At 48.7% G+C, this 14,136-nt stretch carries 15 protein-coding genes and 2 pseudogenes; 6 read left to right on the top strand and 11 right to left on the bottom strand.

Annotation, left to right across the window (positions count from 1 at the left end):
• The first annotated feature begins 503 nt into the window (after nt 1-503).
• Nucleotides 504-1,193: an SOS response-associated peptidase gene (locus N5C09_RS06460; RefSeq protein ID WP_279748696.1), complete on the top strand. Its 690-nt coding sequence runs from the start codon at nt 504-506 to the stop codon at nt 1,191-1,193.
• A 37-nt stretch (nt 1,194-1,230) separates the two neighbouring features.
• Here N5C09_RS06460 and cspF read toward each other — a convergent pair.
• Nucleotides 1,231-1,442: pseudogene (cspF, locus tag N5C09_RS06465) on the bottom strand (cold shock-like protein CspF).
• A 282-nt stretch (nt 1,443-1,724) separates the two neighbouring features.
• Between cspF and N5C09_RS06470 the strand changes: the two are divergent.
• The gene (locus N5C09_RS06470) at nt 1,725-1,943 is read left to right on the top strand and encodes a cold shock domain-containing protein (RefSeq protein WP_063451515.1); all 219 of its coding nucleotides are present in this window, start codon (nt 1,725-1,727) and stop codon (nt 1,941-1,943) included.
• Nucleotides 1,944-2,188: 245 nt separating this feature from the next.
• Here N5C09_RS06470 and N5C09_RS06475 read toward each other — a convergent pair whose 3' ends face one another.
• Nucleotides 2,189-2,389 carry a YnfU family zinc-binding protein gene (locus tag N5C09_RS06475; RefSeq protein ID WP_308464266.1) on the bottom strand — a complete coding sequence of 67 codons (201 nt, stop codon included), beginning with the start codon at nt 2,387-2,389 and terminating at the stop codon, nt 2,189-2,191.
• A gap of 112 nt (nt 2,390-2,501) precedes the next feature.
• On the opposite strand from N5C09_RS06475, the gene N5C09_RS06480 reads away from it, so the two are divergent.
• A complete protein-coding gene (locus N5C09_RS06480; protein WP_063451516.1) occupies nt 2,502-2,729 on the top strand; it encodes a hypothetical protein in 228 nt (75 codons plus the stop codon).
• A gap of 204 nt (nt 2,730-2,933) precedes the next feature.
• Entirely contained in the window at nt 2,934-3,272 is a 339-nt protein-coding gene (locus N5C09_RS06485) for a hypothetical protein (RefSeq protein ID WP_063451517.1), read from the top strand.
• Between the two features lie 414 nt (nt 3,273-3,686).
• Here the strand turns inward: N5C09_RS06485 and N5C09_RS06490 are convergent.
• A pseudogene (locus N5C09_RS06490) lies at nt 3,687-4,254 on the bottom strand (recombinase family protein).
• Between the two features lie 130 nt (nt 4,255-4,384).
• On the opposite strand from N5C09_RS06490, the gene N5C09_RS06495 reads away from it, so the two are divergent.
• Nucleotides 4,385-5,128 carry a hypothetical protein gene (locus N5C09_RS06495; RefSeq protein WP_063451518.1) on the top strand — a complete coding sequence of 248 codons (744 nt, stop codon included), beginning with the start codon at nt 4,385-4,387 and terminating at the stop codon, nt 5,126-5,128.
• On the opposite strand, the gene N5C09_RS06500 is transcribed toward N5C09_RS06495, so the two are convergent.
• Nucleotides 5,094-6,374: a hypothetical protein gene (locus N5C09_RS06500; protein ID WP_063451519.1), complete on the bottom strand. Its 1,281-nt coding sequence runs from the start codon at nt 6,372-6,374 to the stop codon at nt 5,094-5,096. The genes N5C09_RS06495 and N5C09_RS06500 overlap by 35 nt on opposite strands.
• Before the next feature lie 126 nt (nt 6,375-6,500).
• Here N5C09_RS06500 and N5C09_RS06505 point away from each other — a divergent pair, with 126 nt between their 5' ends.
• Complete coding sequence (locus tag N5C09_RS06505; protein ID WP_165602759.1) at nt 6,501-6,863, top strand: hypothetical protein; 363 nt, start codon at nt 6,501-6,503, stop codon at nt 6,861-6,863.
• Here N5C09_RS06505 and N5C09_RS06510 read toward each other — a convergent pair.
• From N5C09_RS06510 to N5C09_RS06540, 7 genes are read right to left on the bottom strand one after another with little or no spacing between them, the layout of a single operon-like run.
• Nucleotides 6,828-7,469 (bottom strand): hypothetical protein, encoded by a 642-nt coding sequence (locus N5C09_RS06510; RefSeq protein ID WP_058676442.1) that lies wholly within the window; start codon nt 7,467-7,469, stop codon nt 6,828-6,830. The two genes, N5C09_RS06505 and N5C09_RS06510, sit on opposite strands and share 36 nt — an antisense overlap.
• The gene (locus N5C09_RS06515) at nt 7,466-7,768 is read right to left on the bottom strand and encodes a hypothetical protein (protein ID WP_245167763.1); all 303 of its coding nucleotides are present in this window, start codon (nt 7,766-7,768) and stop codon (nt 7,466-7,468) included. Before N5C09_RS06515 ends, N5C09_RS06510 begins: the two co-directional genes overlap by 4 nt.
• The gene (locus N5C09_RS06520; protein WP_279748697.1) at nt 7,762-11,292 is read right to left on the bottom strand and encodes a phage tail protein; all 3,531 of its coding nucleotides are present in this window, start codon (nt 11,290-11,292) and stop codon (nt 7,762-7,764) included. The genes N5C09_RS06515 and N5C09_RS06520 overlap by 7 nt, the downstream gene beginning before the upstream one ends.
• Before the next feature lie 51 nt (nt 11,293-11,343).
• Nucleotides 11,344-11,973, bottom strand: coding sequence for a tail assembly protein (locus tag N5C09_RS06525; RefSeq protein ID WP_086626444.1), 630 nt, complete (start codon nt 11,971-11,973; stop codon nt 11,344-11,346).
• 33 nt (nt 11,974-12,006) lie between these two features.
• Complete coding sequence (locus tag N5C09_RS06530) at nt 12,007-12,717, bottom strand: C40 family peptidase (protein WP_063132094.1); 711 nt, start codon at nt 12,715-12,717, stop codon at nt 12,007-12,009.
• A gap of 1 nt (nt 12,718) precedes the next feature.
• Nucleotides 12,719-13,474, bottom strand: a complete 756-nt coding sequence (locus tag N5C09_RS06535) for a phage minor tail protein L (RefSeq protein ID WP_063451521.1) — start codon at nt 13,472-13,474, stop codon at nt 12,719-12,721.
• Nucleotides 13,471-13,818: a phage tail protein gene (locus N5C09_RS06540; protein WP_017694307.1), complete on the bottom strand. Its 348-nt coding sequence runs from the start codon at nt 13,816-13,818 to the stop codon at nt 13,471-13,473. The genes N5C09_RS06535 and N5C09_RS06540 overlap by 4 nt, the downstream gene beginning before the upstream one ends.
• Nucleotides 13,819-14,136 lie beyond the last annotated feature (318 nt).

A 14,136-nucleotide genomic window follows, 5' to 3' on the forward strand; every position in this document is an offset into this window, starting at 1 on the left:
CTTGTGCACACCCCTTACGTTCCAGAAAGCCCGCGCCTGGTATTATGCGCTGCTCCGCCGTGATGAATGTTGTCAGCAGGTGTAAACCCTGCTTTGATAGCGTTAATGATGGTGAACAGAAACGCTAGCGTTGCGTATCGGTGATATTTAATGAAAAAGCTGTTTGTACAGTTTTAGTGTGCAGAAAGTTCGCAACTCTTTGAAATCCTGATAAATAAATATATTTCAATGAGTTAGCTAAAAACGCTTAACGGACATCTACGGACGTGCACGGTCTTTTTTGTGCCCCTATCGATGTCCCTTCTTTCAAAATGCCCCCAAATCTGCCCCCAAAATCCCCCTCTCTTGCGTAGCTCCTTCCAGTTTCGCAACACACCGCTTCACGCATCTCTACCTGATCAGCATAATCGCCACGATTCCGCTTGTAAGACTTCACCATTAACCAGCGCACGCTACTTTTTCTCCCTGCCCTATACTTTCAGTCTGACTGACTGGAGGTTTCTATGTGTGGACGTTTTGCACAAGCCCAAACCCGTGAAGAATATCTGGCTTACCTGGCCGATGAAGCCGATCATGACATCGCTTATGACCCGGAACGTATTGGACGTTACAACGTCGCGCCCGGTACCAAAGTACTGCTGATGAGCGAACGCGACGAAAAACTACATCTCGATCCGGTGCTCTGGGGTTACGCGCCAGGATGGTGGGATAAAACGCCTCTGATCAACGCGCGCATCGAAACGGCGGCTTCCAGCCGAATGTTTAAACCGCTGTGGCAGCACGGCCGGGCGATCTGCTTCGCGGATGGATGGTTCGAATGGAAAAAGGAAGGTGATAAGAAACAGCCCTACTTCATACACCGTGCCGACGGTCAACCGATTTTTATGGCGGCGATCGGCAGCACACCGTTTGAGCGCGGCGATGATGCAGAAGGTTTTTTCATTGTGACATCGGAAGCAGATAATGGCCTGGTCGATATACACGATCGGCGGCCGCTGGTTCTGTCGCCAGAAGCTGCAAGAGAGTGGATGCGGCTGGACGTTGGAGGGAATAAAGCGTTAGAGATAGCTTCAGACGGTGCAGTGCCCGCCGATAAGTTCAACTGGCATGCGGTAACGCGTACAGTTGGAAATGTAAAAAACCAAGGGAGGAATTTGATAGAGCATATAACAATCAAATCTAATATCAGTTAGACCTGCACCTTTTAGCTAGTCTCACAATAGCGTATTTTTAAGAAAGAAATATGTTTGCCGCCATTGGACCACTGAGTCCATTTATACGGTAGAACTCAACACGAACACCAGGACTTAACGTTTGGTTTTCGCTATTGTTTAATGCAGAGATGTGTAAGAAACATCTTTACGCCCATCCGATGGTATAATGAACCCCTTTTCACTCTTGCAGTCAAAACTTTTGACAACGCCTGTCATTTTAAGAGTCAAATAATTTCCTTTTGTGAAATCCAATTTTACTATACAGGAAAAATTTGGATTAGCTAATCTAATTTTCATAGCCTCCCAGATGGCTAAAATAAAACTTGCTAAATAGTTTAACGCGTGCCTTAATGATCTGGTTAGTTCGATGCAATGTGAATCTGACTTTTTCTAAGCAATCCTCATAACCAGGTGCTATCTCTGATATCCCTCCTCTTGAGTCCATACGTATGCCATTATGCGTTTCTTTTCATGAAGTTGTAATTTCTTAAGTGTTCAAGGGGAGTTTTTATGTCTTCAAAAATGATAGGTCTTGTTAAGTGGTTTAACGAAGATAAAGGTTTTGGTTTTATCTCCCCACTCGATGGAAGTAAAGATATCCTTGTTCACTCTTCTTCACTACAGGGAGAGACATTCAAAACTCTTTTTGAAGGACAAAAAGTGAAATTTATTATCATTGCCGGTACTAAAGGTCCGACAGCTGCAAATGTTACGCTCTGCGATAAATAACCCCCTCAATGGCCGTTTAAGCTTATACGAATTAAAAAACAAGAAGAGTCATTTATCGTTTGCGAATATCATTACAACAGGCCAGCATATTTCAGCACCGTCAAGTTTGCTGACCGATGTGATGAAATGCAGGACTGCTGCATGAATAGTCTCAAAGCAGAAGCTAACTGCTTATAAAATATTAAAGTGCGTAAGAGGTTAGGCAGCCTCCAAAAGCATCACATCTTATTTATTGTATGAGTTTTTTAGTAACGTTCAGGGGCTTTGAACAAAGCATTACAGTAAGGGCATACTAATTGAGATCCCTTTTGTACACGATTGTAACTATGCTCCGAATCTTTTGAGCAGTTTGGACAAGGGCATTTGACTAAATAATTTCGGCGGAATTGATTGTTTTTACGTGCAGACACAGGCTTCTCCAGTTCAAATGGGCTACTACAGTACACGCTAAGGCAGGATATTGCTTGTTTTAATTTCGAAAAACAAACAATACATAGAAAAAAGCAACACTTACCGAACAGCCACGACCGCTAAATTCGTTTGGATACATGGTGATATATGAAAAAAGTAATCATTTTCTTTAATGGTAAACCAAGTAAGGTTGTCACTGTGCTTAAAGGCGTAACATCAATACTCGAACAGTACCCTGGTGGAGAAGAGATCAATCTTCAGATAATGTCAGCCGGTTTCCCCTCTTTAACAGGGGACAATGAAGTTGTCTATGTTGCATCAGATCGAGAGCTAACCTCTCAGGAAATTTTTGATGCGGCACGAAAGTATCTATAAGCTTCGGTGTTTTTTACCAACATCGCGGAAGATATTGAACAAGAAGCATTATAAAAATAATTAGAAATCATCAGCATTGCCTACCTGGTGTAGGCTTTTTTTTATATAGCAGACGATACATTTCTTTAATGTTAAACAATACACATTGTCGCTATTTTAACTAACATACCGTTCACATGGCCTGAACCTACCCATGAGATTTCTATGAAAATCATAAGTTATACGGTGTTGCTAATGTTCGAAAGCAAGCCCTTCAATCAAATGGATAACTCCTTGATTGTAGATTTCTTACGTAGTCGTCAATATTTGGAAAAATCTGGTAGTGGAGTGAGATTTCCTCAAAACACCTACATCGGAATTGAAAAACAAATGGTTTTAGATTGGGAGTCTGAAAAAGACGGCGCAGCCAAGTTAAAACAGCGACTTTATGGCATTCTTCGTAGGATTAAAAATTTAGAGCATACGCCTATGGTCATTTTTTTGATGATATCACCAGAAGAAAAAACCCTTACATTTGTGCCCAGACTCAAAGGTAAAAAATGAAATAAATGGTGAGGTAGCTTCAAGGATATGGCCAGACTTTTGCGAATTCGCTGATATTTAAGGACTCTCAATTTTGTATGTATATTTTCATCCCTCGGGTAATTGCTCATTATGAATTTTGTCCAGCCGATCATAATAACCTGAGTAAGCTAGTTTGATGCTGGATAGCCAGCCGCCGCACTCATTACATTCTATGTAGTACGGCATTTAATACCATCCTAACTTAAGTCACATATTTTTAACTGTTTGGAATTTTTTTTGATTCACACAGTCTAAAAAATAAAATCATATAAGGGTCATTTATGATAACGCTCATAATCTCTACTATCGTCGTAATAGTTCTGGCATTGATGATATTCTGTCTGGTTAAAGTTGGGATCTGCACATCTAATAATCCTGATGATCTATAATCATTTACGTTTCGCTGATTCCCTTGAGGGCTGTGAATTTCTTATACAAAGTACATACGGCCACATCATAGATAATTGCCACCTGCTTTCTGTCCACGCCGTTTGAAATCAGCCTGCCAGCCTGCGCCCATTGCTCAGGGGTTAACTTCGGCCGTCTTCCGCCTATGCGCCCTTTCTCCCGGGCTGCCGCCAGTCCTGCCCGGGTGCGTTCCACGATTAACTCCCTCTCCATTTCAGCCAGTGCTGACATAATGTGGAATATGAAACGCCCCATTGGGCTGGAAGTGTCGATGCTATCCGTAAGGCTTTTGAAGTGGATGCCGCGCTGCCGGAGTTCGTCCACCAACAGTACCAGGTTTCGCATGCTTCGCCCGAGGCGATCCAGCTTCCACACCACCAGCGTATCGCCCTCATTCAGCGTTCGCAGAAGCTTTTTAAGCGCTGGCCGGTTCGCTACCGTCCCGCTCATTTTTTCCTCAAAAAACTTGTTCACATCCTGCGCGTTCGAGAGCTTGTCGCTGAAGATCCGTGTTTTGGTCATTTGTTGACACCCTTACATAGCCAATTTGCATGCTTTTCACCCAATATTTTCTGCAAAAAAATCAGGTGAAGTTATCGGCACTGCTGCCAGAGGGCAATCTATAAAACGTCGGTTTAGGAAGCAGCTCGACAAAGAACGTCGGAACGGCAGTGGGAAATGTAATGGAGGTAGGCGCGTTTGGTTTTGGTGGAAAAGGGGCTTCATTCAATGCAGAGACAGTTGCTGAGGTATGGGCAAACCTCATGGATAAAGGTTCTCGTGTTTTTCGCAACAACAAAACTGTTAACTCACAAACAGCTTATGCTGCATCGCTATATTTTGCAGCTGAAGATACTCACGCGATCATCAGCGTTGCTTACGGAACAGGGGTGGTTGGGGTCTTGGCAAGAAACACCTCAGGAACCTCCGCAACCTCAACCTTTAACATGCTTTACGGTACCACCAACACGACCCGTGCCAGCGACGGAACGCTTAAAGCAGCCTCTCCAGTAGTTAAGCTGTTTGCAGATGGTTCGTTTGAAACGAATGAAGAATCAGAAGGTTGCACTGTAACTCGGATAAAAACCGGTGAGTATCTGATCGAGGGCTGCATGGGTCTGAACTCTGATGCGGCCTGGGGAGGGATTGACGGCGGATTCGATATACCTAAAGACCGCAATAGGCAGGCCCTAATCTGGCTGGACTATGAGGTTAGTGCCGACGGGTCAGTACTGGTAAAAACATTTCACCGGGAATACCCGACAGCACCGGCATTTGCGAGGAACTCACTGGAAGGTTACGCGGATGGAGACCCGGCCGACATCCCCGCCGATCAGTACGTCAGCGTTCGTGTAGAGATGCCTCAAAACAGCATATCGAATCTGCACGCGGCTATGGTTGAAGTCCCTGATTCATCCGCTGCATAAACAGTGAATCTGCCGGCATATCAAGGCGAACATCGATCCAGCTGTTCACCGGCACGTCCATCGGTTCCCCTTTCGTTTTGACGATCTCCCCGTTATCGCTCAGCATGTATTTCCGTTTGAACAGGCGGATAGCCAGTCCGCCGCTTTCGGTTTGCTCAGCTTCTACAACTCCCAGCTCCCCCATGCCGCCAGGGTCCATTGGCGGCAGTAACTGCCATCCCTCAGACGCCAGGCCAGCCGAACCAGTTAGCACATAAACACCAACATCGAGCCGGGAAATTTCGATTCCTTCAGCCTCTGCATTCGCCGTACCGCAGCCGCACCATGAAAAACCATCCTCAGCAATATCTGAGCGCAGGCAGGTATCTGCGCTTGCACTGATACGAGCAACCGGAGAAGCTGCTTTCAGGGTGCCATCGCTGGCCTTTGTAGTATTCCCTGTCGTGTATGCTTCCTGATAAAGCCACCCTGTAGGTGTGCGATAGCTGAAGAAAGTCCGCCCTAGTGTGTAGATTTGATGTATGCGAGTTGGTCGACCTCCCCGAGCAATCACGATTGATGTGATGCTCTGGCTGCCTGGTACGCCCATATAACTGGCATCCTCAACTGACCATATAAACGATGAGGGGTAGGATTCACTCATTGTATTAAGTGAAACTGATTCGGTAATTTCACGGCCCAGGCCGAAGGCACCCACAGTTAGAACTTTCCTTTGAGCGGCATCACCCCAAGAACTTTGTGCATCCAATAAAGCACTATTTCCTAAACCGAGGTTTGTGCGAACGTCAGCGGCATTCGTTGCCCCGGTCCCACCCTGGCTAATTGGGACTGCTCCATTACTTCCTTTCTGGGCCAGTTTACCGATCGCCGGAATAGTTACACGTGTCCCGTTGATGGTAACGGTGATGTTCTGGTTTGCTGAGGTGGTGACGAACGTCTCCCACGCGCCGATGTTCTCGTCATACTCGTTGATGAGCTGAGACATGCTCTGCGCCAGGCCGTCGACCGAGAGACTATCAGTAACAAGAATGCCGTACTTCTGGCCGCTCAACGCCGGAGACGCGGCAGGCGTAACCGTCAGTGATGTCGCACTGTTGATGGCGGTGATCTGAAACATCTGTACCGGGTTGGAAAGAACAAACAACGTCTGGCCAACCCGAATCTGGCTGGCCGGTGCCGTCCAGTTCGTGCCAGTGCCGGTTGCGGTGTTTCCGTTAACTGCGATGGTGCCAGTGTTATAAAGCATGAAGTGCCTCACGATAATAACGATCGTTTAAAGTGATCAATTCTGTAAAATTGATCGCTTATATCAATCTGACTATTTTTTAGACTCTAATAAAATGGGGATTCCCGTATAAACAGGATTGTTGAAATGAAACTTTTATTTGCCGTCGCTTTTTTGCTTCTGGTTGGATGCGCTGATAAACACACAGACTACAAATTCAAAATGGATTATCCGGTGGAAGCAGCACGTTTATCGCTTGGTGGAGATATTCATGTGAATATCGACTGTGCCATGCGAGAAATGGTTGTTCTTTCCGATAGTAGTAATGGAATTTTTAGCCGCCATGTTCATAAGCGGCTTAGTAATATTTGCTATAAAAAGACTGATAAACTCGACGTGGTCTACAGATTTAATTCAAAGAAAGGTGTAAGGCAAAGTATGATTTCTACGCAATATCCTCGCGTACCACCTGAATCAAATACCTACAAATTGAGCGAGGGGAATTCTTAAACCCCGACTCTGTAATGTCTGGCTCCAGTTACGCTGGTTCTGCGCGATATATCTGCCCTGCAACTGTGAGCCAGTCCATTTGAGCATCAATCCTGAATAACCCACTACAGTACCGTCATCGCTGAGATTTCCTGGACAGTTGTTTAACAAAATCCATGGGGTGTAGCTGAGACTTACTGAGAAGGTATTGTTCTGTAAATCATAGTTTGCCGGCACATCATAAAACCCAACGACTCGTGGCATTTTTGATGCTGAAGCTGCACTCCAAATCAGATTTCCCGAACTATCGAACACATCCAGATAGCCACTCTCCATACCTATATTACGTGCAGTTCGGATCATGCTTCCGGCATTCTCTTCAATCAAATCGGCGCCGAGTAACCCATATTTATTTGCGTTAAGCTTTAACCATCTTAATGTACCGTCCTTACGAAATGCCTGTGGAAGATCTCCTAAAGTGCTGCCATTGCCAAATGGACTATCTATGAGGTAATAACCCTTATTCTCCACTGCACCAAGCGTACGTTGATCGCGAAATATCGTGGACCTGTTTTGCGAGTCCACGAGGAGCTTTCCGGCACTGTTATAGATTTCGAAACCGCTCATTGGAAATTATAAACCTCCACATTCAGAGTATTTGCTGGGCTACGTCCACCTGGTAAATAAAGCACTGTGAAGCCTCCATTATAAGCGCGGCAGTAGTATTCATTCGCAAGCGCACCAGTCGATATGTTCGATATGAATGTTCCATCCTGTGTAACCCCTGCAAAGGAAACATTTTTAGACGTTTCCCCGGCAGAGAATGTTACAGAGGTGCTTCCAATATAACGGATTGCATAATCACTTAAATCAACGGCAATTCGACCATCGCCGTCCCAACATTGCAAGCCCTGTGGCATTACCATAACCCCATTCTGACACGTAGCACGTTATTGCTGTCGTAGATACGAATGAGAGTGCTGGATATCAGCATTCTCCCGCCCCCGGCCACGCCGTTGATTTCGAACGTTCCCCCTTTATCAAGCTTCCACCCAGCAGAACCAGCCACATAATTATTGGACTGGATGTAGTTCCCAATCTTGGCGTTCTCGATGGTGCCGTCCTGAATGAAGCTGGCCCGGATGAATGTCTGCCCGTTCTGGATCACGAACGGCAAAGCTACGCTGTTACCGGCAGCTGTGGTGACTGCGAAGCGGTCAGCCAGGAAGATGACCTGCGACTGCATGCCGGACGACGTATTCTCCACGCCGATCCCCATCCCTGCCGCGTAATACTGACCATTGCTGGACATCCCGACCTTGATGCTGTACATCGCCTTCAGGTCTCCGTTGACGTTCGCAATGGCCTGCGCGTTGGTGGTGATCGCTGATGTGTGCCCATTGACGGTTGCCGTGATGCTGTTTACCTGCGTGGCCATAGCCTGCTGGTAATCCGAGAACGTCTGGTTAAGGCTGTTGATGGATGCCTTGTTGCCGTTCACGTCAGTCTGCAAACTCAGCAGCGAACGCGCCGTTGCCTCCTTCTCGTTGACGATCACCTCATCAATGTGGTCCAGCTGCGCGCTGTTACCGGCGACCGACGCAGACAGTGTTTTGCGCGCCGCCACCTGAGCCAGGTTGCCCTGAATAATCGCGATGGCGGAGTTCTTCACTCCTCCCGTCATACCGTCCACAGACACGCTTATGCTGTCGATACGCTGGCCCAGCGCGGTATCAGCCGCTGCCACTGTCTGCTCAAGCTCGCTCAAAGAAGAAGACACATCTCCGACCTTGCTCGACAGGTTTGTAACGCTGGTCTGAACCTTCCCGATATCCCGGGCATTTTGGGCAATTTTCTGCGCCTGTTGCTCCAGTTCGTCGTTGGCCTGTTTGATGTCGTCAGCCATGCCAGCAATTTTTTCATTGCTGTCTACCGCGTTCTCGATCAGGTCTTTGAACGTATCGGAACCTTTCATGTCCTCCAGGATTGCATCGGTGATATCGGATACATCGATGCTGGCCTGCCCGCGCACAAAGTCTGTATACCCTGATTCGTTTCCGCTACGATCTACCAGCTGCGCCCGGTACCAGAAAGTCTGCCCTGCCTTAAGGCCCATCTGCTGATACTTGCGCTGCGGATAGGGTACGTCTGCCAGCAGCATCGCATCGTCTTCCGTCCCGGTCAGGCTGTACTGAATTTCCGTCTTCAGCGTGTCGTCGGTGTTCGCCGGGAATCCCCAGCTCAGCTCGATACCGAAAACCACATTATCAGAAGCGATGAAGCCGACCGGTTTCGGCGGATTGCCCACTTTCCCCGTCAGCGTTTTCTCTTCTGAATAGCCCCATCCGGACGAGATTTCTGCGGCATTGATTGCGCGTACGCGCACCAGGTAGCGCCCGGCATAAATCCCGGGGACGTCGAATGAAGTGGTGGAGCTGCGCGGCACGTTAACCCAGTTCCCATCATTGCGGCGCCATTGCGCTTCATAGGCGATAGCATTCTGCGCTTGGTCCCAGCTCACGCGCATCGTTTCGACGCTGATATTTTGCTGTACCACAGAAAACGAGCTGATCACGATGTTCGCAGGCGGCGACTGGTTGCCCGGCGGGATCACGCTCACCGGCCGCTGGTCAATGATGGCTCCCGTATCAATGCGATCGAATTTATCCGGATCGTGATTTGCACCGACGATTGTGAACGTGCCGTCATTATTATCAGTTACCGTAATAACGCGATACTGCTGTGCGTAGAGCTCATCAGACTCAATGACCCATACGGCCTCAGCCACAGGCGTTTCGCTGTAAGCAGTCGTGACGGTTACTTTATTGCCCCTTATCGACTGGATGGTGCGTGACTGCGAAACCCCTGATGGCAGATTGACAATCATCCTGTCGCCCGAAGATGCATCCGGTGCCCTGTCCAGCGTCAAAACACGACCATTCACCGCAGAAACACGGCCGCCAAGGTCACGTCCGGAAAGATTTCGGTCGGCTACAGCAATTACATAGCCAGGCTGTGGAATGTTACCGTCTTCCCCTACATTGAAAGTAACAACGCGATCTTTGTTATTGGTGAGGATCCCCCATCGCCCCTTTCGGTTCGCCTCCGATTGCCGGGTACAACCAATAGCTGTTATCTCAAGTTGATTAAAACCATAACGCGAAACCAGCGCCTGTTCAAAAACAGGTTCCATCGCATCAGAATAGGCGTTATCAGGATCAGACCAGGATACGAGCGCATTGGTATAACGGTTCTTTGTGGTGCTGCTGGAATAGGTAAACCGGCCATCGATAACGTTCGCATGCGTGTATGTAAAATCAACATCCCTCGGCATGTCCGCCAGCGCAACAATCTGGTCGTCGCCCCAGTAGGTCATCCCGCGGAAGATAGCAGCAAAATCACGCAGGACCGTATAAGCGTCGTTGCGTTCCTGAATGTAGACGTTGCAGGTATAACGTGGTTCGGTGCCACTTCCGCCTTTGCCATCCGGCACCATCTGATCGCAATACTGTGCAACCTGGTAAAGTGTCCATTTGTCTATGTTCGCTGTTGTGAGACGATCCCCAAGCCCGAAACGGTCGCTAACCACCAGGTCGTAGAATATCCACGCAGGGTTATCTGTCCAGGCCCATTTGAATATCCCAAGCCACGTACCGCTATAAGTTCTTGTTTCCGGATCGTAAGTATCCGGTACGCGGATGACACGACCACGTGGTTCACAGGCAATTTGGGGAATAGAGCCATTGAACTGGCTGGAATCAAACTCGATGTACAACAGAGCTGTGTTTGGATAGCGCAGTTTGGCATCGATGACCTCTGTATAACTTTGGAGCGTCATCGTGTCGCCAATTTTGGCACTGTTTGCGTCAGCGGTAATTTTGCGCAGTCTGATGGTCCAGGTGCTGCCAGCTTTCGGTAAATCGATGCGATGGCTGCGTTCATAACCGGATGTGGTTTTCCCGGTCACATTAGTATCAAGGACCTTTTGCCAGCTACCACCGTCCGTCTGAAGCTCCACCACATAGTTGATGGAATACCCTACCAAATCCCCGTTATCTTGCTGTTTGAAAAGAGATGGCCACTTCAGGCGCAGGCGAACCGCTGAAAGCTGCGTATTGGTGAAGGTATGCGTCCAGGCTGTTTCGCTGGATACTTCGGTACCGACGCTGATTTCATTTTCTGTGCCAGGTATCCCCTGAATGTAATCCTGAGCCTGTGTCCCTGGGCGAAACTCCCACACGACACCGCTGAAGTTCTCGGAACCATCAGCGTTTTGTAAAGGTGTGCCGTCAAGATAGATATCCCTCGCGGTCAGCCCACCAGCAAACTCCCCTTCACCGAGAACCATCAGGATTTTCGCTTTCGCAACGGACTGGAGATCATCGGGCTGCTCGACAGGGGTGCGGGAACTCGAACTGCCGCCTTTACGTCCGGTAATTGTTTTAGCCATATCGCGCCCATAAAAAAACCACCCGAAGGTGGCCTGATTGACAAATATTTGTTATTGCTGGTCTTCTACGTAAATCCCGGCAGAGGCAACAGCGCCGCCGATTCGCCGTTTACCATAGAGAATGGGGACAGGGTTTCCCTGAGAGGTTGTGTTCGTCACGCCACCAAATGCATAGCTGGCGCGGTTATCTGCTGATTGCTTGCTGGCTAGCCCGGTAGTCTGGGGAGAAAGCATCTGGACTACGCCGCCGATCGCCATTGATGCCCCAATCCCCGCCACAGCTCCCCATCCACCAGCAAAAGCAGTCCCACCAATCCCGATCGCGGCCCCTCCCGTGACGAATGCAGCAACGGCGACAAGGGCAACCCCGAGGATTGTCTGAAAAATCCCGGCCCGCTTACTGCCGATGATCACCGGCGCGATACGGATTTCCTCTGTGCTCCTGTCCATACTGAGTTCATCGTTTACGAGGTTTCGTTTCCCGCTGAATACAGCATAAGTTAAACCCCGTTGTTTGCTGGTATTAAGGTAACGCTCAAAACCCGGCACGATAACGCTCAGGGCACGGATGGCCTCTTTTGGTGAAGCTACTGATAAACGATATTCACGCCCGAAGGTGGCACCTAGCACGCCGTACAATCGAATTGTGCGGACAGGCTCAACATTGAGTAATGCAGCCATTTTTCCCCCATAAAAAACTGTCACAGGCGGTTATCAGAAACAGTCTTTAAACCGCAATATTTTCATTGTGCGCTCAAGCCAATAACCGCCATAAGGAACGCGTTGGCTCAGATGCCCATAAAGGTGATGCAGTAGCATGTTACCTTCCAGCAGAATCCCCGCATGATTCCACTTATCAGCCTGAACCTGCATGATCACCATATCGCCAGGTTTCGGCGGCCCGTCGAATTCACGAAATCCGCACTCGTACCAGCAATCCTGATAGAAGTTGTCCGGATAGTCGTTTTCCCACCAGGGATAATCAACCCGGTAATCGTGGAGTTCGATACCATGCGTTTGCCGGAAATAGCTCATTACCAGCCCCCAGCAGTCAAAGTGACCAAGCACAAAAGGACGCTCCAGCAGCGGCAGCTCTCCGCGCGGCTGAATGGTGCGTAAATCCCCCTCTGGCCAGCTCACGATATGCCAGGGTAAAAGCGTTGAGTCGCATTGCGCTTTATCCAGTTCGCTCGGCTGCGTAGTGGCGTCAGGGTGGCTGTGAACGATGGCGATCACCGTACCCCAGTCCTCAGCAACTGCGTAATCTTCCGGGCAGAGGACAAAATTTTCCTCCGGTGCCGCGGCAAGGTTCCGGCACGGGAAATAACGTTCAACACGACTTTTTTGCGCCACCACACCACAGCACTCACGAGGATATTCAGCGGCAGCGTGCGCCATAATCGCATCAATGGTTTTCTGGCGCATATCAACTCCTAATCAACGACGTGCCCGGGAATCCACCGAACGGCAGTTCGTTGCCGTCTCCATGCCGGAGCTTACAGGCCGTAAGCGTGCCGGGGCATTCATCCAGCGACGGATCGCTCACCGGGTTGTTGTTTTTATCGAAATAGCGGGTACCGGCATAGTCGCAGCCGTCGCCGGTGCGGTACTTATTGCGCATGCACCAGGTGCACAGGGAATGAAGCTGGCGCGTGGGGATCATCTTACCCTGCAACGACATCGGGCTATCGAGTACGAATTCGATACTTTCGCCCGGAATTTCGCTGCTTTTGCCATCGATGTAAAAAACTCGTTTTCTGACCTGTTGCGGATCAGCTGTTGCGTTACCTGCTGGGAAGTTCTTCGCATCGAGATAATGTGAAAAAGTGTCATGGATAGTGACTTTCGCCTGAAGCATATCGTCATAAGCCAGGCACAGCGCTGTAATCTTGCTATCGATATCTGCGACCGTGAGCATTGGCTGGGCGCTGTTGCCGTCTGTGGAGGCTTCAAGCCCTTCAATTTGATACGGCCAGGCGGCATATTCTTCCCCCTGCCACCAGATACTTCTCGCCTTCAGCTTTGATTCATCGCCACCAGCGGCTGCGATTTCTTCTTCTGTGTGCGGGAGGTTGTACGCGTGGAATCGCAGTACATCATCCACGCCGAAAGTAGAACCATCAACTTCGATAAGACGGACTTTGTTGCCGGGCTCAAGGCTTTGATAGTCGGCTGTGATCATGGTGCATAAGCCTGTTTAAATGTTGCAGAAATGGTCATGACTTTGCTGGATAAGGGCTGTGACTTGATTGATTCGGCCTCAATCCGGTAGAGCCCAGTTTCGCCAACTGGAGATGTCCAGATAAATGCCTTTGTGACGTGAGAACGAAAGAATTTTAGGGCCCGAAGCATGTCCGTTTTTTTGCCCGTTAGGGTTACAGGCCATGACTGCTTTTCAGGGTTGATGCCTTCCCCGGCAATCTGCTCATAGCCGTCGCCAAAGGTTGCAGAGCGGGTTTTATGGCTAAACGTTCCCTCCATTCCCGCCTGTATCTGGGTTCGCCAGGTGAATGTTTCGATTGCCATGCTTTCTCCGGGCATAAAAAAACCCGCCGAAGCGGGTTGAGTTTAATTAGTGGTATAAAGAATTTTTCTCCAACTGCCTATTCATTACGTATATTTGAATGGCTTTTACACTACTTCACTACACAGCGAGTTCTTATGAAAACACTACTAGTTGCCGTTCTTTCTTTAATCCTTGTGGCGCCTTCGATCACTTATGCAAAAGGTTCTCGTGGTCATTATACAAACGGGAAAGGCTCCTCACACAAGGGTGGCACATATACAACCCATAAGTATCTGCCTCGTAAATGATTAATCATGTGATAGCAGGCTCAAACAAGG

The sequence above is a fragment of the Enterobacter sp. GD03975 genome (assembly GCF_029838645.1).
Taxonomy (GTDB): domain Bacteria; phylum Pseudomonadota; class Gammaproteobacteria; order Enterobacterales; family Enterobacteriaceae; genus Enterobacter; species Enterobacter quasihormaechei.